The organism is Paenibacillus sp. cl130 (assembly GCF_900116035.1).
Taxonomy (GTDB): domain Bacteria; phylum Bacillota; class Bacilli; order Paenibacillales; family Paenibacillaceae; genus Paenibacillus; species Paenibacillus polymyxa_B.
Genome location: NZ_FOYG01000011.1, coordinates 1 through 14,433, shown reverse-complemented (window position 1 = coordinate 14,433; position 14,433 = coordinate 1). Strand labels below are relative to the sequence as shown.

Genomic DNA, 14,433 nt, shown 5'->3' with positions numbered 1-14,433 from the left:
GCATACGGTTATGAAATTCAGGATTTTGCTATATCCCTATTTAGATTTCTTTGCTCATCTGGATATCCGTAACCCGGTATCCCGATTTGCGATATACATGCAAAGCTCGCTCATTATGCCCAAATACATGCAAACCGATGCGGACAGCTCCCAGTCTGCGAGCCTCCTTTTCCAAAGCCTCCATCGCCAGCGTACCTAGACCTCTCCCCTGGTATGAATCGTATACAAGAATATCCAGTAGAAAAGCTTCTTTTCCTTGCGCGCCGTCCGTAATATTGAACCAGATATAGCCAGCTTCCTCCTGACTCTGCCCCCCGGCATCGGAAAACATCAACATATACAGGTGAGCATGAGGTGTGTCTAGCCTCTGTGGCAGGTATCGAGCAAAACTTTCTGCCGCACGTTCTGGTGCTTCTTCTACCGTCCATGTACCTGCTTGGATTTTCTCATCCGCATAGTCGGCAAGCGAGCGTTGTTCAAATCGATCATATTGCTCCGCATTCATCTGAACCAATGTAATAAGTCCGCTCATCCATTTACCTTCTTTCTTAGTCGAGTCGTGTCTTTAAGCCCTTCTATTCCATCTACCCCAATCCCAAACATGACCGTTCGGAGTTCCAGCTCCACCTGCTCCAGGCGTGCTTCCAGCGCTTCGCTGGAGTCAACCGCCGAACCGAGCAAAGAACGCCCGAAGCCTGCCATGTCAGCCCCCAGAGCGAGCGCCTTCGCTGCATCGACACCGTCTCTCAGTCCACCGCTACCGATCAGAGCACCATGTGGCTGAGCAGCTCTAACTTCCACGATACAATCAGCGGTTGAATTTCCCCAATCCGCAAACGCCTCCGCCGCGGCACGACGCACAGGATCAGGATTACGAAATTTCTCCACTTGGCTCCAGCTTGTCCCACCTGCGCCAGCGACATCAATAAAGGCAGCACCCGCATCATACAGTCTCGATGCCGTCTCGCCATCTATGCCCCAGCCTACTTCCTTCACTCCTACAGGCACTGAAAGCTGACGACACAACTCCTCGATGCGCTGAAGCAGGCCGCTAAAATCCAAATTCCCTTCGGGTTGAAAAATCTCCTGCAATCCGTTCAAATGCAGCACCAACATATCTGCTCCGGCAATTTCCACTGCACGGCGACAATCGTCCACGCCAAATCCGTAGTTCAGCTGCACCGCACCCAGATTGGCAAGGACCGGGATGCTGGGTGCTAGACGGCGAACCGCAAAGGTTGAAGCTAATTCTTCCCTTTCCACCGCAGCCCGTACCGAACCGACGCCCAGCGCCCAGCCGCGTCTCTCCGCTGTCTCTGCTAATCGCTCATTAATCGCTCCTGTCTCGGCGCTGCCGCCTGTCATGGAGCTAATAAGCAGCGGTGTTCGTACAGCCTGTCCTAAAAAGGTAGTATCCAGACGAACCTCGTCAAAATGCAACTCCGGCAGAGCGCAGTGCTTAAAGGCATATCGCTCTAGCCCGCTGGTGATGCCTTGTCCGGCCACATCTTCTTGCAAACAAAGGCGGACGTGCTCAATCTTCCGTTCGCCTGTCCGTGCGGCAGGTAACAAAGAGCCGGATCTATTAAAACCGTCAGGTGCTCCTTTTTCATTTTCTGTACTACTCATCTATGTTCCACCTCATCCAAAGTCACTCTGTTTATTGTATCAAGTTCAAGAAGCACAAATAAGACCGTTCCCGAACACGGTAACCGATCTATTTATCGTCTCTTATATCAAATATCGTAGCCCTTAATGTGGCTATTTTAAGATACTTTCATTGTATCATGGATGGAAAAATATATACACGATCGTGAACATTTTTTCTTTCGGAAACTCTACAGAAAAGCCGCTCCTAATTGAGCTGCCGCTTTTCTGCAAAATGCCTATTCGAAAGGACAATCCCTATCCCAGCAAGATAAAGGTCATTACAATCTCCTTTATCCCTTCATCGAATCAGGTACAGATGAAATGCTTTCTGCTTGCTCCTTCGTACGCCCATGTCCAAATTTGAATACGAGAATACCACTGATAATGACCAATACACCGATCAACTTGCTAAAGGTAAACGGAATCTTTTCTAATCCCAGCCATCCTAACGAATCCCACAACAGGGCGGTACCTAATTGTGCCGTCAATACAATGGAGATTGCATAGGTCGGGCCAAGTCGCTTCATTCCTTGTACCAGACAGAACACAACACCGACACCAATCATGCCACTGAACCAGTACCACGGCTGCATATGCTGTAAAGCAAATGTATTTTTCCCTTCAAAAATAAGACTCCCGAGTAAGGAAGCCAAGAACCCTGTTCCCAGCACCAATGTTGTTGTGGCCCACGATCCTGTCCGTTCATTCACCTTATTATTGAATATCGTTTGCAGACTGACCAAGGCACCTGCGATAATCGCCAATACAATTCCTAATAACATATTTTAACTCTCCCTTGATGATCCCTGATATTCTTCTGCCTTTATCCTAAATGCTCCTATTACAATGATTCATAAATATTATGTCCTGCCAGTTCACTCAAACCTTTTCTGTCCCGAATGACAATGTAACCTTTTGTCCGTTCAACCCATCCATCTTCAATCATTTTGCGAATGACACGGTTGAGATGTCTATAGCTGGTTCCGATCAAATTCGCCACATCTACCAGACTAGATGCACGTAATTCCTCATGAAAAGCCGTATTCGATTCGTCAAAAGAAACCGATAGCAGGTAGCTCGCCAGCCTGACTTCCACCGGATACATGAGATTGAAACTGGAAAAGTCGGAGTCCAGGCAAAACTTTCGCGTGACAATATCCAATAGAAATTGCAGCAAAGGAGCATAGTCTCTGCCGTATTTGTTCATCCATTGGTGGTGAATACCGATCACATAGATCGGAGACACTGCCTCTACTGTGTTGATAACGTGACTACTCCGAATATATTCAACATCTCCTATGACCTCGATCGGTGTTTTGAAGCAAAGGATCAGGGTTTTCCCTTCTGTAGAACTGGTATAAATCTTGACCTTGCCCTGCACCAGTATATATAGATGTTCGATGGAATCTCCCTGTGAACAGAGCTTTTCCCCTCGCTCCAAACGATGCAACGACAAATAAGGATGTAGTGGCTCGTAGAGTATGGATTCCAACTCATGCAGCTGCAAAAAATATTTTAGCTGCTCTTGATCCTGAATTTCTCTCATTCCTAAGCTCACCTTCAATTTCTACATACTAAGCTTTCTTTACAAGTTAAAATTCTATTTTAGAGCTTCAGAATAATTACACCCGCGATCATCATACCAATACCTATAAATTGTGGCAGCTTCATCTTTTGCTTCACTATACCGAACCATCCCTTAATATCTACCAGGAAGGTTAAACACAACTGCGCAATCAACAACGCCGAGATCGTGAACGTAACCCCAATATGTTGGATTGCCGTGACTTCACTAAATATAATAATAGCTGCAAAGGCACCGCCCCAAAGATACATCGGCTTTACCTGTTTCATTTCAGCTACATTGCCATCCCTTGTAAACATCCAGACTAATGCTGCCAAAATAAAGCCTATTAGCTGAGTAACAGTGGCCGCCGGCCATGTACCGATATCCTGACTAATCCGTGTATTCGCTACCCCCTGTAGCGTAATACACGCTCCTCCCAGAAAAGCAAACAAGATTCCTCTCATAAATCGTTATTCTCCCCATGTAAATGACTTTTCTATATATTAAAGTATAGGGCAGACTCTCTATAAAGGACATATGTCCTCAATGAATAGTAAAACATACTCCATTTCATTCCATTCAGTATCCGCGTCAATCCTGCACACTTGCGTTAATAACTTGACAGTATCCCATCATAAAACTGCATGTTCCGGCACGATAAAATGGAATGCAGCATTCAATTGAGGAGTTGATCGTCATATGACTACACGTGATCCGCTGCATTCTGTGCCGGAATATCAAAGAAAAACCGGGAAAAAGGGCCGTACTCTTAAAATCGCTATTCTGGTACTTATTCTCTGGCTGATTACCGTCATGCTGTATCAGACCCATAAACCATTGCCTCCGTTCGTCTCCTATGAAAGTCAGGAATATTCAACCCATGAGGTAAACTTCTGGACGGATTTGACCTATCCCACCGGGGATGGAAGCACTGCACAGCATGAAGGACAAATTTTGAATCGTATGCTCGGGATCATTGATGAAGCCCAACAATTTATTGTCATCGACCTGTTTCTGTTCAATGACTATAAGCATAAAGGTCAACGCTTCCCCCAAGTCAGCGCACAAATGACCGATCATCTTATTGCCAAAAAGAAAGCTCATCCGGATATGCCTATCTTTTTCATTACAGATGAAGTCAATACCAACTACAATTCTGCCCCCAATCCTTTGTTGGAGAATATGAAGCGAGCAGGGATTCAAGTCGTGCAGACCGATGTAGACCCGTTGCGGGACTCCACCCCCATATATTCGGCAGTGTGGCGTACCTTTTTCCAATGGTTCGGGCAGCAGGGCACAGGCTGGATTCCCAACCTGATGGCCAGTGACGGACCTGATGTAACGGCTCGCTCCTATCTTAAGCTGTTAAACGTCAAGGCCAATCACCGAAAATTGGTTGCCAACGAACAGACAGCGCTCATTTCTACAGGCAACGTGCACGACGCGAGCGCCTATCACTCCAATGTAGCGCTGGAGGTGAAGGGGCCTATCATCGGAGACATTTTACAAACAGAGCAGGCGGTGTTGGACTTTTCGGGCGGTGGGCAGCTTCCTGCCTATACACCACAAGCTGAACCCAAAGTTCCATCGAGTAAGGACAGCTACCGGATCAAATATCTAACTGAGGGCAAGGTGTACACCTCAGTTCTGGATGGCATTGCGCAGACGAAAAAAGGTGACAGCATTCATATGGGCATGTTTTATTTGGCTGACCGCAAAGTATTGAACAGCCTGCTGGATGCCTCTGCGCGCGGTGTAAACATCCAATTGCTGCTGGACCCCAATGAAAACGCGTTTGGTCAGGAAAAAATCGGCATCCCCAATCGTCCGGTTGCCCAGGAGTTGTCCGATAAATCGGGCGGGAACATTCAAATTCGCTGGTATCATACCACCCATGAGCAGTTCCATACCAAACTGATTTATATCGCCAAGGCACAAGGAGAGCATATCATTTGGGGTGGCTCTACCAATCTGACCCCCCGTAATCTGGATGATTTGAATCTGGAAAATGAATTGTGGGTGGCCGCTCCGGCGGACAGCAAGCTGACCCGACAGGTTGCGGCCTATTTTGATAAGCTATGGAATAATCAGGGGGCTGAATACAGTTTGGATCTAACAGCTTACGAGGATCATTCAACATTTTGGAAAGATATTATATACCGTCTACAGGATATTTTAGGCTTTACTACATTTTAACTACGGGATACTGCTGCAGCGAATTCGTTTATGCTTACAGCAGCGGTGAAAGCAGCCGCGCGAGAGATTCCATCAAACGTTTGAACAGACGTTTTTTCATGAATTCTTCGCGTACGATCAGACTGGCAGAGTGCAAATCTCGTTCGTAGTCTGTTACCATCTGCTGCACACTGTGCGTTTGAATTAACAGAGCGTTAACTTCAAAATTCAAATGAAAGCTACGCATATCCATATTGGCTGTCCCGATGGTCGCAACTTCCCCGTCAATGATGAGGAGCTTGGAGTGGAGGAACCCTTTTTCATATTCATATACCTTGACTCCAACCTCCAGCAACGACTGGAAGTACGAATGGGACGCGAGGAACGGTAGCCATTTATCCGGTTTTGCGGGAAACAGAATACGCACGTCCAACCCGGACAGGGCAGCCATCCGTAAGGCAGTCAGGATATCTTCATCCGGGATAAAATAAGGAGTGGCAATCCAGACTGATTTTCGGGCAGATGTGATCATGGAGAAAAAGAGATTTTTAAGTACTCTCCGCTCATTATCCGGGCCGCTGGCAATAATCTGCACGCCTCCATCCGTAATGGGTTCAATATTGGGAGACAGATATTCGCTATCGAGCACCGACTCGCCCGTCATGTGAAGCCAATCCTGTAAAAATATAAGCTGCAACGTCCGCACAGCTTCGCCCTTCACAATCATATGCGTATCACGCCAAAAGCCGTAGGCTTTGTTGCGGCTGAGATACTCATCCCCTACATTTAGTCCACCAATTAATCCGATATTACCGTCGATAACTACAATTTTACGGTGATTACGATAGTTTACCCGGCTGGAGAAAAACAAGATCCGAGCACCACCGTATGCAACGACCTCTACTCCTGCATCTCTCATTTCCTTCAAAAATGACTTCGACAACTGAATACTGCCCACCGCATCGTACATAAACCGAACCTTAACACCCGCTTTGGCCTTTTCGATCAAAATCTTCTGAATGCTGGTACCGATATCATCCGACCGGAAAATGTAATATTCCATATGGATATGATGCTGCGCCTTGCGCAGTTCTTCCAGCAAAGTGGAGAAGGTTTCATCTCCATTGTTCAGAATTTGAGTCTCTGTCGCAAAATAAATCGGGGAGCGGGCCAGTCTGCGGGCCAAACGCATCAACTGCTGCTGCTCATCTGTAAAGCAGGTCAGATCCCGTTTGACTCGCAAAGCATCCTTTTCAATGCGGTCGTAAGCCTGTTGGTCACGCAATGCCTTTTTGTCATACTTGCGACGCTTGAATACATTTTGCCCAAACAAAAAATAAAGAGGAAGTCCAACGACTGGCAGCAATGCCAGCAGCAAAATCCAGGACATCGTGGTGGAGGGATTACGATTCTCCGTAAAAATAATCAGACTGATGGAGATCACTGTCAGGGTGGAAAAAATACTGATGACAGTTCCTTCATTTTTGCCGATGTAATTAAACAAGCCAAAATAATAAATAATAAACACCATAGCCGCGATCAATACGGCCAGTAAGCTTCGCCTCATAACTAACCTCACTTCCAGTGGACTGCATTTGACAGGTATTCTTCATTATATTGTACATGAGCCCCTTATTTCTTCCCACTTTTTTATTAAAATGTTGATAAAAAAATCCAAAGAAAAGCTTTATACAAAACGCAATGATGCTGGGTTGACACTTACTTTTTTTCGTGTAAAAATAAACTAACGAACGTTAGGTAGGTGAAAATAATGGGGATGGAAGAGATTCGAAAGGCCGCTCTTTTTCAGTTTGCCACCAATGGGTATGAGGGAGCCTCCTTGAGCAGTATTGCCGCTGAGGTCGGTATCCGAAAACCGTCTATATACGCGCATTTCCAAGGCAAGGAGGATCTGTTTCTACAGGTGGCGAGGTACGCTTTTCAAGAGCAGAATTTACGTATTTTCGAATACTTTACGGAACGTAAAGATCAGCCGCTTAAGCATACCCTGCATGACTTCTTGTTTTGGATGGGACAGGAATATGAGAGCAACGACTCAGCCAAGTTTATGCTTCGCTTTTCCTTCTTTCCGCCTGTATCGTTGTATCACGAGGTGCTGGATATTGTTAATCCTTTTCTGGATAAAATGGAGCGAAAATTAACTCGCCGCCTCCGGAATACACGGGATCGGGAACCCTTTGGGCATATGGAGCCAGTGGATGTGGCTTTAGCCTTCATGACACTGGTGGACGGAATTATGGTGGAGCTACTGTACAGTGGAAGCATCAACTACCACCGAAGACTGAACGCTGCATGGCCTATTTTTTGGCGTGGGATTACGTTAACCTCACCTCATGAAGCGTGAAGCCGTCGAACTTATAAAATCTATTTTTGAGGAGAACATTCATCATGAATCGCAGTTGGATTTACGTTTTTGTTGGCGGCCTGATTGAGGTCGTATGGGTATCGGGTTTGAAGCATGCGGATTCTGCACTCGCCTGGGCTGTAACCGTGCTGGCTGTGATAGCCAGCTTTTATTTGATCATGAAGGCTGCGAAGCGTTTGCCTGTAGGCACGGTATATGCTGTATTCACCGGACTGGGGACAGGGGGAACGGTCGTAGGCGAAATGCTGCTATTTGGGGAACCGTTTCAATGGTCCAAAACGCTGTTAATTGCCCTTTTGCTGGCAGGTGTGGTCGGCTTGAAGTTAGTTACCGACCGTGATGTTCAGGAAGGGAGTGGTGCATAATGGCTTGGATTGCATTGGTTATCGCGGGATGCTCGGAAGTGTTAGGAGTCATCGGTATGAAGGGCGTTACGGTGGGCAAAGGCTGGAGGTCCTTAGTGCTTATGGTCTTATCCTTTGTTCTTAGCTTCTCTCTACTCAGCTATGCCATGAAAAGTTTGCCTATGGGAACTTCCTATGCGGTATGGACAGGCATCGGAACGGTTGGCAGCACGATTACAGGCATGTTCTTGTACGGTGAACAAAAAAGCGTACTGCGTGTTTTATTCATCGCCATGATTCTTGCCGCAGCATTGGGATTAAAGCTGATATCTTAGCATGAGCGAATGGCATCAAATGTTGCAAATTGCTGATCTTAAAGGAGTGATGCCTTGTGATTACCACCGTAACGCTTAACGCGGCTGTGGATAAAATCTACACGGTTGCAGGCTTCGGTTTGAATGCCGTCCACCGCATTAAAGGCGGCCTGACGGTACCGGGCGGCAAGGGCGTGAATGCCGCTCGCGTCATTCGCACGCTAGGCGAGCCTGTACGAGCGACCGGGTTTGCTGCCGGACACACCGGACGGCTGCTCATTGACGGGTTGAGCGCAGAAGGCGTAAGTGCCGATTTCATTGAAACGGCACATGGGGAAACCCGTCTCGCCATTACCGTGCTCGACCCGTCCGCGCGCACGCAGACCGAGCTGATCGAGAGCGGACCGACCATTGGGCCGCTTGAATTAGCCGCACTGCGGCGCAAAATCGAGACCCTTGCCGAGGATTCGGCTTGGGTCGTATTCTCCGGCAGCCTGCCACCCGGCTGCCCGCCCGATCTGTACGCCGAGCTGTGCACGCTGGCGAAGGCGCGCGGCGCGCGGGTGGCGCTGGACGCGAGCGGTGAGGCGCTGCGCTTGGGGCTGCACGGAAAGCCCGACCTCGTGAAGCCTAACGAGGACGAGGCCGCCCACTTCGCGGGAATCGACGCAGCGCGCCCGGATGCCGCTGAAGCGGCGGCAGCAAAGCTGCTGGAAGCCGGAGCGCAGCTGGCCGTCATCTCGCTCGGCGCGCGCGGGGCGCTGGCGGTAACGAGCGATGCGCGCTACCTCGTGAGCCTGCCAGACGCGGACATTGTCAGCGCGCTCGGCAGCGGTGACGCCATGGTCGCCGGGCTGGTCACCGGCGCGGCGACGGGGCTGGATCTCCCGGCCATGCTACGGCAGGGAGCGGCCTGCGGCACAGCGGCAGCTCTGCACGCCATGGCCGGGAAGATCGAGCTCCAGGACGTGAAACGTCTGGAGCAAGGCATTACGGTGACGCTGTTGTAATTCAGCGTCACTTTTTTTATTTCATCCAAGCATTCGCTTGTCTTCATTTCACAAATACAGTTATTCCGAATGCTCTATATTCCAAATGTTCGGTTCTCCGATTGGCTTACAGCAAAACCCTGTTTTCCAGTATATTTTTCATACAAATATGCGACTTCGAAGGACCTAGCTTAACTAGGGAATCCTGAAGCTCTGCAATTTCCTCTACCGACGCGGTTTGTACCTTCATGAGATAATTAAATTCTCCACTAATGCGAAATAAATCGGTGACTTCCTTCGCCTCTCTACAAAATTCAACCAGCTCTTGGCAATGTTCTGTCTTTATTAGAATAAATGTAGTCGTCCCTCGATTCATTTCCCGTAAATTAAATACGGTGCTATATCCAGAAATAATCCCTCGTTCTTCAAGCTTGGTTATCCTTTCTTTAACAGACGGCTGTGACATCGAGATTTCTTTACTGATTTGGGAAATAGTTATCCGAGCGTCATGCTGTAGCAATTTCATGATTTTGTAATCTATATCGTCAATGTGATGCTGCATATCGAGCCCTCCTAACCTGAATTTAAAAAATAATATTTTTCACCCAAATTAACTTTTATTTAATAATTAATATAGTATAAAAACCTTACTTTAAATATATAAGCACCACATAATTATTCATATAATAAGGTTCACTTACATATAAGGAGGATCTGAAATGAGCGTAAAGGGACTAGCGCATGTTGCCATACAAGCCCGTGACTATCAAGCGACCATTGCATTTTATACCAAGGTATTGGGATTTAAAAGAGGACATCACTGGAGTCTTCCGTCTTTTCGAATTCAAGAGGCTTCCATGCTGATCTCACCCGATCAGAGAACCTGTCTCGAAATTTTTGATAATGATGCTGTCATTCCTGCCCAAGGAAAAAAAGCTTCATCCGAGCAAGAGATTGCTCACGGGGCTTTATTACACTTGGCATTTTACGTAGACAATGTAGATGAAATATATCAAAAAGCCCTTGCCCACGGAGCAAGAACCTTTGTGGAACCCAATCAACTTACACTTGGGGAACCTCCTCTGATTGTAACAAATGCATTAGTCCACAGCCCTAATGGTGAGGTTATCGAATTTATCAAGGATGTTGATTTTGATATGTCCCTATCGAGCAAAAAGTAATCCTCGCAGCATTAAAAAGATCCACTTCCCGGTGAAGTAGGATCTTTTTATATTCCATACAGCTCTGCCGTTATCTCTATGGAAGAATTAAACTGTTTCTAAAAAAAGTCCGATATATTGATTATCGCTTTGTTTAAAGGAGTAGATTATCATCTCAATTGATTTCAATGTGTATTGGTTTCATTTTAGCTCCGATCTGCTGATGCCATTGTTCAGCTTGATTGGACTGCTACTCATCTATTTGGGATTCAGAACGATCCGTCGTCATCGTTATCGTAAACGCCACTGGGTCCGTACCAAGGGGCAAATCGTTGATGCGCATATCGAAGTAGATATTGATGTCGTTCCCTTTGACCGAGATGATCCGGTAGATACTAGCTACACCCGCCGATTAAAGGTACGCTTCTATACAGCTTCAGGTGAAGCCGTAGAATTCTGGAATCCTTATAGCACCAACCTAAGCCTCAACCGGGTTGGCAGCAAAATTAAGGTATTATACAATCCATCCAACCCTCGGGACGCCCGAATTGCAGGCGGTATAAATGGTGCTGGCTGTCTGGCCTTTATGCTGTTTTTGATCGGTGTTCCCTTTGCTTTGAGCGGGGTATTCGCTGTTTTGAAGTTTTTCCTCTAACCAGGCTTGGATCACATACTGGTAATAAAATTTATCGCCATATACATCGCCAGGCCTAAAATAATCAGTGCCGATATTTTGTTGAGCACAGTCCCAAACTTCCCTTCTGAATCCATACGTCCCACGAGACGCCCCGCCGTTGCCAGACCGATAAACCATATCCAAGATACGGACACGGCAGCCAGACCAAAGGCCCAGCGTTCCCCGCCGTCATATTGAAGGGAGCTGGTTCCAATTACCCCAACAGTGTCGAGTATGGCATGTGGATTCAATAGCGAAACCGAAGCAGCAAAAATCATCTGTCGTTTCGGGCGCATCGCCTGACTTTCTCCTGAGGAAGCTGCCTTCGACCTCCATAGAGTCCAGGCCATATATAGCAGAAACAAACAGCCCGCTGCATAGAGTACGTTCGTGAGCCATAGAAATTGCTGCAAAATAAGAGACACGCCCCCAACCGCAAGCGTGATCAGGATTGTATCACAGATACCCGCTGTAATGACAGCAGGCAGTGCATTGCGAAACCGCGACTGGGACGCCCCTTGATTAAACACAAATACATTTTGTACCCCTAAAGGCAAAATCAAACCCAGCGCCAATAAAACGGCATGGATAATAGCTTCCAACATGTTATGTACTCCCCTCAAAATCATTACACTTCTTCTCTCTCATGTCCTGTTATTTCCTTCCGTTCTTGACGTGGTTATCGTTCTGGTTTTTCCAGGTTCTGTGCACGTTTGGTACGTTTTTGTATATGCTCCAATTGCTCCACTGTAGTCTGATAATCTTGCGGGTAGTTCATATTAAACACAGCTTGCCGCCACATCTCTAAGCTCGCACCTGGCCAATCGCCCGCTGTCTCATAACGAACGTTCAATGAATCTAGCCAGTCGATCAGACGAAGACGGTCACTACGCAGACATTGCTCGGCAGACGGCAACACACTTTGATGGTATATGCCTAGCAGCGGATGTATACGTCCATCCACCGAGGCGATCACTGCCTGTAACGCAGGTTGTGCTGGCTGGGGCAATGAGCCATTTCCTGTCAAGGTTATATGATCTCCTTGTACTTGTTGCTTTCCTTGTTCACTGCTTGTCTCTTGCGCCGCTGTCCAGTTCGTTGCGTGAGTAAGCAAAGCACACAATATCTCTGGCTGCACGAAGGGCATATCGCAGGCAACGACAATGCCCCACTCCGTTCTGGAAGCAGAAAGCCCCGCATGAATGCCGCTCAAAGGCCCTAAGCTGGGATACAGGTCTTTTGTCGTTTCCAGATCAAACTCTCTATACTGTTGTGCATCCCGGGTCACTACAATAACCCGTTTTGCTACCTGCCCTAGCACAGCAGCTATTCTCTCCAGTACCGTAATCCCTCCCAGCTGAAGCAGCGCCTTGTCCTGTCCCATTCTGCTGGAGCGTCCGCCTGCCACGATAATTCCAGTCACCTCCACCATCACCATCGCACCTCCTTTTTGCTAGACAAATTCTATCATTAAACACGGATAAATCTAATAATATCATCTATATAAAGTATAAAAAATGGCGATCCACCTGGATCGCCAAAAAAAGAGGGTGCCTATTCGTCTAGTTCATTACTTTTAATTCGTGAACTTAATAAGTTGCAAAAATCGTTTTATTATGGAAGTAGCCTCCGCCCGGGCCGCCTGCTGTTTGGGCGCAAGCAAGTCGGGAGAGACACCCTTAATTAAGCCTTGCTCTGTAGCCTGCGCCATAGCATCTTGAGCCCAAGGAGAAACAGTAGATGCGTCACTGTAAATCTCTTTATATTTCTCATTAGCAGGACCAGCATTCAGTGTTTGAGCATAATGTACAGCCTTTTCTGTAATAACCACGATTTCCTCACGCGTAATTAACCTTTCTGGTCCAAATGACTGATCCCCATAACCACGAATCAAACCAGCTTCCACCGCAGCTCCAACACTACCAGCATACCAGGCATTTTCTTTCACATCTGTAAAATGTTCCGTTAACGGCTTTTCCTGCATACCAAGTCCGCGAACAAGCATTGACACAAATTCAGCTCTTGTTACAGCCCGATTTGGTTCAAAAATATCAGACTGAACACCTTGGACAATCAACTTGTTTGCCAGCATCTCTACATCTTTCTGCGCCCAATGATTTTCTAGATCCTTAAACTTTTTGTCTGCTGAGACTACAGCATAAATGCTGTTATGGTTTGATTTGATGATTGCCTCTAATTGTCCATTCACATTCCGAATCAATACAGGAACAGATGACAACACACCTGTCTGAGGATCAAACCATACGGCCGCTACATGCTCAGGATCAACTTCATGATCGAGAATCAATTTCCGTTCCACGTAATGCCCGAAAAATTCAGTGATCTCTTGATCTCCAGCCATAAGCTTGAAATCAACCGGGTTTACCACAACATTCGCTAAACCCGTGTCAGCAATAGCTTGTCGCACTTGTGCACCGTTTTCGCCTGACAACGCTGAAATTTCAACGATCAGGTTGTCTTCAGGATATAATGAGACCAATTTGTCAACTAATTCAGCAGAAAGAGTAAACTGGGCTACTGCTGTGTGAATGCTAATCGGCACCTTTGTATTTTCTTTCTCATATTCCTTTAAAAAGGTAGAAGGTATACTCACTTTTGCTGCTTTATTGTACCCCGAGGCGTCCACGACCAACTCTTTCTGCTCACCGATTGTAACATTCAGGGCTTGGCTGACGTCTCCATCATTCAAACCAATAAGTTGAATAGTGCGGCTCTTATCGGCTACTGTCTTAGCGTCTGTTGATACGACACCCGTCTTGGTCTCTGTTTGGGAAGTCGCTGACGAGGTATTCTGAGCTGACGTTTCTTTATCCTTAGAACGATGTGAGCGCTCATCTAGCGTACGGAACGTCCAATCCTCCGGCGTATGCATACCCACATACGGATTCATCGCCAAATCCGTCAGTGCTCCCGAGGTGATTTCCAGATAGTAGGACTTTCCTTGTTCCAGTCCACCCGATAACCCAATGTACGCTATATTTTCCTGGCCTTTTAACGTAAAATTCGAATTCCCAGCTCCGGATACCCGCAGCTCTCGCACTACAGCCCCACCCGAGACTTCACGGAGTCTTACGTAACCGTGGTTCCACTTCATCGGCTCATTAAACTCCAGCATAAAGCCTGCATACTGGCCTGCACCACTAAGCTCTGA

Annotated in this window: 17 protein-coding genes; 7 read left to right on the top strand and 10 right to left on the bottom strand. The window is 47.0% G+C overall.

Annotated elements, in window-relative coordinates; translation table 11 throughout:
- Window positions 1–40 precede the first annotated feature (40 nt).
- The 5 genes from BM358_RS23475 to BM358_RS23455 all read right to left on the bottom strand — a co-directional run bounded on the left by BM358_RS23475 (window position 41) and on the right by BM358_RS23455 (window position 3,681).
- The gene (locus BM358_RS23475; protein ID WP_028542186.1) at window positions 41–532 is read right to left on the bottom strand and encodes a GNAT family N-acetyltransferase; all 492 of its coding nucleotides are present in this window, start codon (window positions 530–532) and stop codon (window positions 41–43) included.
- Window positions 529–1,629, bottom strand: a complete 1,101-nt coding sequence (gene fni, locus BM358_RS23470) for a type 2 isopentenyl-diphosphate Delta-isomerase (RefSeq protein WP_023990726.1) — start codon at window positions 1,627–1,629, stop codon at window positions 529–531. Before fni ends, BM358_RS23475 begins: the two co-directional genes overlap by 4 nt.
- A 311-nt stretch (window positions 1,630–1,940) precedes the next feature.
- Window positions 1,941–2,432 (bottom strand): DMT family transporter, encoded by a 492-nt coding sequence (locus tag BM358_RS23465; protein WP_028542187.1) that lies wholly within the window; start codon window positions 2,430–2,432, stop codon window positions 1,941–1,943.
- A 59-nt stretch (window positions 2,433–2,491) separates the two neighbouring features.
- A complete protein-coding gene (locus BM358_RS23460) occupies window positions 2,492–3,196 on the bottom strand; it encodes a Crp/Fnr family transcriptional regulator (RefSeq protein ID WP_023990728.1) in 705 nt (234 codons plus the stop codon).
- Between the two features lie 59 nt (window positions 3,197–3,255).
- Window positions 3,256–3,681, bottom strand: a complete 426-nt coding sequence (locus BM358_RS23455) for a DMT family transporter (RefSeq protein ID WP_023990729.1) — start codon at window positions 3,679–3,681, stop codon at window positions 3,256–3,258.
- 235 nt (window positions 3,682–3,916) lie between these two features.
- Here BM358_RS23455 and BM358_RS23450 point away from each other — a divergent pair, with 235 nt between their 5' ends.
- Window positions 3,917–5,413 carry a phospholipase D family protein gene (locus BM358_RS23450; protein ID WP_028542188.1) on the top strand — a complete coding sequence of 499 codons (1,497 nt, stop codon included), beginning with the start codon at window positions 3,917–3,919 and terminating at the stop codon, window positions 5,411–5,413.
- 34 nt (window positions 5,414–5,447) lie between these two features.
- Here BM358_RS23450 and cls read toward each other — a convergent pair whose 3' ends face one another.
- Window positions 5,448–6,959 (bottom strand): cardiolipin synthase, encoded by a 1,512-nt coding sequence (gene cls, locus BM358_RS23445; RefSeq protein WP_023990731.1) that lies wholly within the window; start codon window positions 6,957–6,959, stop codon window positions 5,448–5,450.
- 204 nt (window positions 6,960–7,163) lie between these two features.
- Between cls and BM358_RS23440 the strand changes: the two genes are divergently transcribed.
- From BM358_RS23440 to BM358_RS23425, 4 genes are read left to right on the top strand one after another with little or no spacing between them, the layout of a single operon-like run.
- A complete protein-coding gene (locus BM358_RS23440) occupies window positions 7,164–7,757 on the top strand; it encodes a TetR/AcrR family transcriptional regulator (RefSeq protein ID WP_023990732.1) in 594 nt (197 codons plus the stop codon).
- 44 nt (window positions 7,758–7,801) lie between these two features.
- Window positions 7,802–8,143, top strand: a complete 342-nt coding sequence (locus BM358_RS23435) for a DMT family transporter (RefSeq protein WP_028542189.1) — start codon at window positions 7,802–7,804, stop codon at window positions 8,141–8,143.
- On the top strand, window positions 8,143–8,457 hold the full coding sequence (locus BM358_RS23430) for a DMT family transporter (RefSeq protein ID WP_028542190.1): 315 nt from the start codon (window positions 8,143–8,145) through the stop codon (window positions 8,455–8,457). The genes BM358_RS23435 and BM358_RS23430 overlap by 1 nt, the downstream gene beginning before the upstream one ends.
- A gap of 56 nt (window positions 8,458–8,513) precedes the next feature.
- On the top strand, window positions 8,514–9,446 hold the full coding sequence (locus BM358_RS23425; RefSeq protein ID WP_028542191.1) for a 1-phosphofructokinase family hexose kinase: 933 nt from the start codon (window positions 8,514–8,516) through the stop codon (window positions 9,444–9,446).
- A gap of 106 nt (window positions 9,447–9,552) precedes the next feature.
- On the opposite strand, the gene BM358_RS23420 is transcribed toward BM358_RS23425, so the two are convergent.
- Window positions 9,553–9,987 carry an Lrp/AsnC family transcriptional regulator gene (locus BM358_RS23420; RefSeq protein ID WP_023990735.1) on the bottom strand — a complete coding sequence of 145 codons (435 nt, stop codon included), beginning with the start codon at window positions 9,985–9,987 and terminating at the stop codon, window positions 9,553–9,555.
- A 157-nt stretch (window positions 9,988–10,144) separates the two neighbouring features.
- Between BM358_RS23420 and BM358_RS23415 the strand changes: the two genes are divergently transcribed.
- The gene (locus BM358_RS23415; RefSeq protein WP_023990736.1) at window positions 10,145–10,606 is read left to right on the top strand and encodes a VOC family protein; all 462 of its coding nucleotides are present in this window, start codon (window positions 10,145–10,147) and stop codon (window positions 10,604–10,606) included.
- Between the two features lie 169 nt (window positions 10,607–10,775).
- Window positions 10,776–11,240: a DUF3592 domain-containing protein gene (locus BM358_RS23410; protein ID WP_023990737.1), complete on the top strand. Its 465-nt coding sequence runs from the start codon at window positions 10,776–10,778 to the stop codon at window positions 11,238–11,240.
- 11 nt (window positions 11,241–11,251) lie between these two features.
- On the opposite strand, the gene BM358_RS23405 is transcribed toward BM358_RS23410, so the two are convergent.
- From BM358_RS23405 to BM358_RS23395, 3 genes are all read right to left on the bottom strand, one after another.
- On the bottom strand, window positions 11,252–11,866 hold the full coding sequence (locus BM358_RS23405) for a LysE/ArgO family amino acid transporter (protein ID WP_023990738.1): 615 nt from the start codon (window positions 11,864–11,866) through the stop codon (window positions 11,252–11,254).
- A gap of 74 nt (window positions 11,867–11,940) precedes the next feature.
- Complete coding sequence (locus tag BM358_RS23400) at window positions 11,941–12,693, bottom strand: molybdenum cofactor guanylyltransferase (RefSeq protein WP_177235836.1); 753 nt, start codon at window positions 12,691–12,693, stop codon at window positions 11,941–11,943.
- Between the two features lie 144 nt (window positions 12,694–12,837).
- Window positions 12,838–14,433: S-layer homology domain-containing protein (locus BM358_RS23395; RefSeq protein ID WP_177235835.1), on the bottom strand; the 1,596-nt coding region annotated here is incomplete at its 5' end.